Origin of the sequence: Micromonospora sp. MH33 (assembly GCF_003013775.1) — a bacterium.
Classification (GTDB): Bacteria; Actinomycetota; Actinomycetes; order Mycobacteriales; family Micromonosporaceae; genus Micromonospora; species Micromonospora fulviviridis.
Genome location: NZ_MUYZ01000401.1, coordinates 1 through 4,769, shown reverse-complemented (window position 1 = coordinate 4,769; position 4,769 = coordinate 1). Strand labels below are relative to the sequence as shown.

Genomic DNA, 4,769 nt, shown 5'->3' with positions numbered 1-4,769 from the left:
TCGCGGCTGGGGTCGGCGCCGGCCGTACCCTCGCGCAGCGCGAAGCGGTGCAGGCCGCGCACGGCGCTGGCCGCCCGGGCGGCGGAGGAGACGGCGAGCGGGGGATGGTCGGCGTCGCCGGCGCGCAGCCGGGCCAGGTGCGCCTCGATCTCGGCGGGCCCGACGGCGGCCAGGTCGGTCACCCCGGCGGCGGCCAGGGTGGACAGGTAGCGGTCCAGGTCCCGGCGGTACGAGGCGAGGGTGTTCGTGGACAGTCCCCGCTCGACGGTGAGGTGGTCCAGGTAGCCCCGGACGGCACGGCGCAGGGCCGGCGCGGGTTCGACGCCCGCACCGACCCCTTCCGTGGTTGCGGTCAGCCCAGCACCTCGGCCAGCGGCAGGGTGGCCATGCCGTGCGCCTCGGCGACCGGGCCGTAGACGACCTGGCCGGCGTGGGTGTTCAGGCCGAGGGCGAGCGCCGGGTCGTTGCGCAGCGCCCCACGCCAGCCCTGGTTGGCCAGTTCGAGGGCGTACGGCAGGGTGACGTTGGTCAGCGCGTAGGTGCTGGTGTTCGGCACCGCGCCGGGCATGTTCGCCACGCAGTAGAAGATCGAGTCGTGCACCTTGTAGACCGGGTCGGCGTGCGTGGTCGGACGCGAGTCCTCGAAGCAGCCACCCTGGTCGATTGCGATGTCGACGAGCACGCTGCCCGGCTTCATCCGGGAGACCAGCTCGTTGGAGATGAGCTTCGGGGCCTTCGCGCCGGGCACCAGCACCGCGCCGATGACCAGGTCGGCGTCGACCACGGCCCGCTCGATCTCGTACGCGTTGGAGGCGACGGTCTGCAGGTGGCCACGGTAGATGGCGTCGGCCTGGCGCAGCCGGGCGACGTTCTTGTCCAGCAGCAGCACCTCGGACTGCAGGCCCAGCGCGATGGCGGCGGCGTTCAGGCCGGAGACGCCGGCACCGATGACCACGGTCTTGGCCGCGTACACGCCGGAGACACCGCCGGGCAGCACGCCCCGGCCCCCGCCGGTACGCATCATGTAGAAGGCGCCCACCTGCGGGGCGAGCCGGCCGGCCACCTCGGACATCGGGGCGAGCAGCGGCAGCGAGCGGTCGGGCAGCTCGACGGTCTCGTAGGCGATGCCGGTGACCTTCCGGTCCAGCAGCGCGTCGGTGCACTCCTTCGAGGCGGCCAGGTGCAGGTAGGTGAACAGCACCTGCCCCTCGCGCATCCGGTGGTACTCCTCGGCGATCGGCTCCTTGACCTTGAGCACCAGTTCGGCGGTCTCCCAGACCTCGTCGGCGGTGCCCAGGATCTTCCCGCCGGCGGCGGCGAACTCGTCGTCGGTGATGCTGGAGCCGACGCCCGCGCCGGACTCGACGAAGACCTCGTGGCCGTGGCGGGTGAACTCGTTGACGCCCGCGGGCGTGATCGCCACGCGGTACTCGTGGTTCTTGACCTCGCGTGGGATTCCGACCTTCACGATGCAGACACCTTCCTCCGGGGCAGCTCACCCCCGACTGCGCGGCGCCGCGACGGCCCCTTTGCCGACGCGGTCCACCGGTCCCGCCGGCGGCAGTCTAGGCGCGTGGGAACCCCACGGAGGCCAACACAGTGACATCCGGTGCCCGGTCGTGCTGACGGTGTGTCAGGCATCGACCGGGGCTGGGCGGTGGAGACCGCCTCAGCCGTCAGGACAATGTTCGGTAAATATCCTTCCACTGTCGGGGCGCCGGTGCGGACAGGACGGCAGTCGATCACTAAGGTGTCCGCTCATGACCACTCCTCCTTACCAGCAGTACCCGCAGGGCGTCTCGGACAAGAGCAAGGTCGTCGCGGGCATCCTGGGCATCCTGCTCGGCTTCTTCGGCGCCGGGCGCTTCTACATGGGCGACACCAAGACTGGCGTGCTCCAGCTCGTGGTGAGCGTCGTGACCTGCGGCGCCGGCGCCCTGTGGGGCACCATCGACGGCATCCTGATCCTGGTCAACGGTGGCGTCGACGGGCAGGGCCGCCCGCTGCGCGACTGAGCGTCGACACAGCGGAAAGGGGCCGCGCGGTGTACGCACCGCGCGGCCCCTTCGTCGTTCTTCCCGGCTAGCGGGGCAGCGGCGCCTCCGCGCGGCGCAGCTCGGCGCAGCCGGTCTCCCGGGCGCGGGCGGCGGCGAGCAGCCCGGCCACGCAGGAGGCGTTGGTGATCTCGCCAGCGAGGACCATCCGGACCGCCTCGTCGAGGTCGACCCGGACCACCTGGAGATCGGCCTCCTCGTCGCGCCGGTCATGGCGCTGCCCGGCGGGCACGTCGGCGAGGTCGCGGGCCAGGAAGACCCGGACCACCTCGTTGCTGAACCCGGGCGAGCTGTGCAGGTCGACCAGGACGTCCATGCTGCCGGCGGTGAGGTCGGCCTCCTCGGCCAACTCCCGGGCCGCCGCGGCGGCCAGGTCCTCGCCCCGGACGTCCATCAGCCCGGCCGGCAGCTCCCACAGGTGCCGGCCCACCGGGTGCCGGTACTGCCGGATGAGCACCACCTGGCCGGCGTCGTCGAGCGCCACTACGGCCACCGCGCCGACGTGCGTGACGTAGTCGCGGGTGGCCGTGCCCCCGCCGGGCATGGTCACGTCGTCGCTGACCACCGAGAAGATCCGGCCCGACCAGATCTCCCGGTGCCCGGTCACCTCGTACCGGTGCTCGACGCCGCTCACGACGCCGACGCCGCCTTCGCCGCGGCGCCGCCGTTGCGGCCCGCCTTCTTCGCCGCGGCGGCCTCCGCCGGGGCGTCCAGGTCGACGGGAAGCTGGTCGGCCTCGGAGTACGCCACGGCCGCCTTCACGAACGCGGCGAAGAGCGGGTGCGGCCGGGTGGGCCGGCTCTTCAGCTCCGGGTGCGCCTGCGTGGCCACGAAGAACGGGTGCAGGTCCCGGTCCAGCTCGACGAACTCGACCAGCCGGCCGTCCGGCGAGGTGCCGGAGATCGACAGACCGGCCTTGGTGAGCTGGTCGCGGTAGGCGTTGTTCACCTCGTACCGGTGCCGGTGCCGCTCGCTGACCTCGGTGCTGCCGTACGCCTCGGCGACCAGCGAGCCCTCGGCCAGCTTCGCCGGGTACGCGCCGAGCCGCATGGTGCCGCCCAGGTCGCCCTTGCCGGCGACGATGTCCTCCTGGTCGGCCATGGTGGCGATCACCGGGTGGGTGGCCTCCTCGTCGAACTCCAGCGAGTTCGCCCCGTCCAGGCCGGCCAGGTGGCGGGCCACCTCGATGGTCATGCACTGCAGGCCGAGGCAGAGGCCGAGCAGCGGGATCCCGTTCTCGCGGGCGTACCGGGCGGTGCCGATCTTGCCCTCGATGCCGCGGACGCCGAAGCCGCCGGGGATCACGATGCCGTCGACGCCGGCCAGGGCCGCCGCCGCGCCGGCCGGGGTGACGCAGTCGTCGCTGGGCACCCAGCGCAGCTGCACCCGGGCCCGGTGGCCGAAGCCGGCGGCCCGGATCGCCTCGCTCACCGACAGGTAGGCGTCGGGCAGGTCGACGTACTTGCCGACCAGCGCCACGGTCACCGTGTGGCGCGGCTGGTGCACCCGGTCGAGCAGGTCGTCCCAGCGGGTCCAGTCCACGTCCCGGAAGGAGAGGCCGAGCCGGCGCACCACGTACGCGTCGAGGCCCTCGCGGTGCAGCACCTTGGGGATGTCGTAGATGCTCGGCGCGTCCGGGGCGGCGGTGACCGCCTCCCGGTCGACGTCGCAGTAGAGCGAGAGCTTCTCCTTGACCTTGTCCGGGATCTCCCGGTCGCAGCGCAGCACCAGGGCGTCCGGCTGGATGCCGATGCTGCGCAGCTGCGCCACCGAGTGCTGGGTCGGCTTGGTCTTCAGCTCGCCGGACGGCGCCAGGTAGGGCACCAGCGACACGTGCAGGTAGAAACAGTTGTCCCGGCCCAGGTCGTGCCGGACCTGGCGGATCGCCTCCAGGAACGGCAGCGACTCGATGTCACCGACCGTGCCGCCGACCTCGGTGATCACCACGTCGGGGACCTGGCCGTCGGCGTCCGGGTCGGCCATGCCGAGGATCCGCGCCTTGATCTCGTTGGTGATGTGCGGGATGACCTGGACGGTGTCGCCCAGGTACTCGCCGCGCCGCTCCTTGGCGATCACCGCCGAGTAGATCTGCCCGGTGGTGACGTTCGCCTTGCCGGACAGGTCCCGGTCGAGGAACCGCTCGTAGTGGCCGACGTCGAGGTCGGTCTCGGCGCCGTCCTCGGTGACGAAGACCTCGCCGTGCTGGAACGGGTTCATCGTCCCGGGGTCGACGTTGAGGTACGGGTCGAGCTTCTGCATCACCACGCGCAGCCCGCGCGCGCTGAGCAGGTTGCCGAGGCTGGAGGCGGTGAGGCCCTTACCCAGCGAGGAGGCGACGCCCCCGGTGACGAAAATATGCCTGGTCGTCCGTGCTGAAGGGGCCAAGGCCTGCTCCCGTGTCGTCCGTAGCGGTCGTGCGAACCGCCGTGCCGATCAGCCAAGTGATCACGCGATCCACGGGATTCCACGGTAACACCTCCCCGGCCCGGAGCCGGCGTCGCACCCACCGTCGGCGCACGTGAAGCCGTATTCGGTTCAGCCGGTGGGCACCTCGGTCGATGCCGGACCCGGCTGGGCCGGCACCCGGGACGCCCGGTCGGCGGCCGCGCCCGGCGCCGGTGTGCCCCGGCCGGGCTCCGCCGGCGTGCCCTCCGGGGTGCCGGCCGCGTCGGGGTCGGGCCGGGCGGCGCGGCCGGCGCCGGTGCCCCTGGCCGC

The 4,769-nt window shown here is 72.6% G+C and carries 5 protein-coding genes and 1 pseudogene; 1 reads left to right on the top strand and 5 read right to left on the bottom strand.

What is annotated here, in order from left to right:
- Together B0E53_RS33190 and ald are read right to left on the bottom strand one after the other, a co-directional pair.
- The coding region (locus B0E53_RS33190) for a site-specific integrase (protein WP_168215471.1) at window positions 1–356 on the bottom strand (356 nt) is incomplete at its 3' end.
- Window positions 353–1,468, bottom strand: a complete 1,116-nt coding sequence (gene ald / locus B0E53_RS33185; RefSeq protein WP_107079558.1) for an alanine dehydrogenase — start codon at window positions 1,466–1,468, stop codon at window positions 353–355. The genes ald and B0E53_RS33190, both read right to left, overlap by 4 nt.
- A gap of 229 nt (window positions 1,469–1,697) precedes the next feature.
- Here ald and B0E53_RS33180 point away from each other — a divergent pair, with 229 nt between their 5' ends.
- Window positions 1,698–2,015, top strand: a complete 318-nt coding sequence (locus B0E53_RS33180) for a TM2 domain-containing protein (RefSeq protein ID WP_348639686.1) — start codon at window positions 1,698–1,700, stop codon at window positions 2,013–2,015.
- 67 nt (window positions 2,016–2,082) lie between these two features.
- On the opposite strand, the gene B0E53_RS33175 is transcribed toward B0E53_RS33180, so the two are convergent.
- The 3 genes and pseudogenes from B0E53_RS33175 to B0E53_RS38125 form a co-directional block, all read right to left on the bottom strand.
- On the bottom strand, window positions 2,083–2,688 hold the full coding sequence (locus tag B0E53_RS33175; protein WP_107079557.1) for an NUDIX hydrolase: 606 nt from the start codon (window positions 2,686–2,688) through the stop codon (window positions 2,083–2,085).
- A complete protein-coding gene (locus B0E53_RS33170; RefSeq protein WP_107079556.1) occupies window positions 2,685–4,439 on the bottom strand; it encodes a CTP synthase in 1,755 nt (584 codons plus the stop codon). Before B0E53_RS33170 ends, B0E53_RS33175 begins: the two co-directional genes overlap by 4 nt.
- A gap of 150 nt (window positions 4,440–4,589) precedes the next feature.
- Window positions 4,590–4,769: pseudogene (locus B0E53_RS38125) on the bottom strand (hypothetical protein); the annotation flags it as partial.